A 2,244-nucleotide genomic window follows, 5' to 3' on the forward strand; every position below is an offset into this window, starting at 1 on the left:
GGCGGCGCGGGGGGCTGCGGCGCCGCGGGGCGAGGCGGGCGGTGCAACATTTGGGTGGGGATCGGCGTCATATACCGGGAACTGCGAAGCGCGGACCCGGTCGGCCGGTCGCGCCCGCGCGCCTGCCGGAGTGGCAGTGAGGGCGTGAGGGCGCGGATGCCGGGCGTACGCCGGGGCCTGTGCTGGTGCCACAAGCGCGTGGGCCGGGGAGCGGGAGGGGGTGGGCGTTATCCTTGTGGTCTTGAGGGACGTGAGGAAGAGTTACCGCATCGGCAAGGTGGAGGTGCCGGCCCTGCGGGGGATCACCCTGGAGGTGGAGGAAGGGGAGTTCACCTCGGTGATGGGTCCCTCCGGGTCGGGCAAATCCACCTTGCTCAACATCATCGGCTGCCTGGATCATCCCAGCGGCGGTTCCTACATACTCGGGGGCCGGGAAGTGAACGGCCTGGGGGATGCCGCTCTGGCGGCCATCCGCAACCGCATGCTGGGGTTCGTGTTCCAGAGCTTTCACCTGCTGCCCCGCATGACGGCGCGGCAGAACGTGGAGTTGCCCCTGGTGTACCGGGGGGTGCCGCCCCGGCAGAGGCGGCGTCTGGCCGAGGAGGCGCTGGCGGCGGTGGGCCTGGAGGCCGAGGCCGGGCGGCGTCCCACCGAGCTGTCCGGCGGCCAACAGCAACGGGTGGCCATCGCCCGCGCCCTGGTGGGCCAGCCGGCCCTCCTCCTGGCCGATGAGCCCACCGGTAACCTCGACAGCCGGACCGGGGAAGAGTTGATGGAGTTGTTCTCGCGCCTGAACCGCGAGCGGGGGATCACCATTCTGCAGGTGACCCACGACGAGCGCATGGCGCGCTACAGCCGGCGCATCGTGCGCCTGCAGGACGGCCAGATCGTGTCCGACGGGCCACCCGACGGCCACCCCGTACGCGGGGGTTCCGCGGGGGCAGGCGCGTGTGCGGACTTTAGTGCCGGATCAGGGCAGGAGGGGTAGCGAAATGTGGCGCCGGGTTATCGGTTGGGTACTGGTGGCACTCATCCTGGTCGGGGGCGGGACCTACGCCTACAAGAAGCTCCTGCCCAAGCCGGAGGAATCCGCGGGGCCGGTGTACGCCACCGCCAAGGTGAAGCGGGGCGACCTCAGGGTGGCCGTGGAGGCGGTGGGGCAGCTTCAGCCCATCTACAGGGGTGACTTGGTGGCTCCGGTGGACGGCACCCTGGTTTCCATCGAAGTGCAGCGGGGCCAGCAGGTAGAGGCGGGACAACTGGTCGCGACTCTCCGTAACGACCAGGTGGGCTACGAACTGCAGAACCTGATGTTCGAGGTTGAGCAATTGCGTCTTGAGTTGGCCAGCGTGCTGGGCGTGCCACCCGAGCAGGTGACCAGGGTGGATCCCAACCGGGGCGTGGGCGTGTACGCGCCCATCTCGGGGCGGGTGACCGAGCTCACCCTCAAAAACGGAGATAAAGTGGACGAAGGCAAGCTGGTCGCCCGCATCGTGGACGATGCCACGGTGGTATCCGTGGCGGAGGTAAATCCGGGCGACGTCAAGCGCATCGCCGTGGGGCAGAAAGCCCAGCTCTGGTTCGAGGAATTCGCTACCCCGGTGGAGGGCGTGGTCACGGTGGTGGACGACACGCCCGTGCCCAAGGATAACTACCTGGTGTGCCGCGTGACCATCGAGGCCAAGAACGAGGGCCTGCTCAAGCCGGGGATGAAGTACCGCCTCAGCATACTCTCGCCCCAGGGCACCGTGGAGGTGGGCGAGCCCCAGACCATCGACCGGTACAAGGCCGAGGACGTGGTGTACAGTTCAGCGGCCGGGACCGTGACCCGCGTGCACGTGAAGAACATGCAGCGGGTCCAGAAGGGAGACCCCATCATCAGCATGGGGGGCGAGAGCACCCGGCGGTGGATCGAGCAGCAGCAGTTGAAGATCCGCCAGAAAGAGCTCGAGATTGCCCAGAAGGAAGAGATCCGCAACAAGCTCGAGATCAGGGCACCCACCGCGGGCAGGGTGGCCTGGATCTGGGGTAACCCCGGCATGAAGGTACAGGCGGGGCAGGGCATCGGCACCGTCTTCGACAACAGCAAGATGAACCTGCACGTCATGATCGACGAGCTGGACGTGGTGCACGTCAAGGAGGGCCAGGAGGCCACCATCACCGTGGAGGCCATGCCGGGCAAGAGTTGGACCGCCAAAGTGCTCCAGGTCGACATGATGGGGCAAACCGAGGGTGGATTTGCCC

At 67.4% G+C, this 2,244-nt stretch carries 2 protein-coding genes; both read left to right on the forward strand.

Features of this window, described 5'->3' with window-relative positions; all coding sequences use genetic code 11:
• Window positions 1-229 precede the first annotated feature (229 nt).
• Complete coding sequence (locus AB1609_21825; protein MEW6049074.1) at window positions 230-988, forward strand: ABC transporter ATP-binding protein; 759 nt, start codon at window positions 230-232, stop codon at window positions 986-988.
• 4 nt (window positions 989-992) lie between these two features.
• The coding region (locus AB1609_21830; protein MEW6049075.1) for an HlyD family efflux transporter periplasmic adaptor subunit at window positions 993-2,244 on the forward strand (1,252 nt) is incomplete at its 3' end.

Source organism: Bacillota bacterium (genome assembly GCA_040754675.1).
In the GTDB taxonomy this organism is placed as follows: Bacteria; Bacillota; Limnochordia; order Limnochordales; family Geochordaceae; genus Geochorda.